The following is a 211-nucleotide window of genomic DNA, read 5'->3' as shown; positions in this document are numbered from 1 at the left end:
TCCTTGTAGTCGTAGGATCCGTCGGCATGCAGGCGCTCGAGCAGCAGGATGTTGCCGGCCTTGTCGACGGTCTGATGCTCCGTCGTATAGGACAACCCGATCTTGTTGAAGCTTGTGTAGTCGACCGTTCCGTCTGCGTTCTTGACGGTTTGATTGCTGAGGACGCCATTGACGAATTTCTTCACGTCGAGCGTTCCGTCGCCGTTCTCGA

Source organism: Rhizobium sp. Leaf341 (genome assembly GCF_001424325.1).
GTDB lineage: Bacteria > Pseudomonadota > Alphaproteobacteria > Rhizobiales > Rhizobiaceae > Ferranicluibacter.
This window is presented reverse-complemented; position numbering follows the sequence as displayed.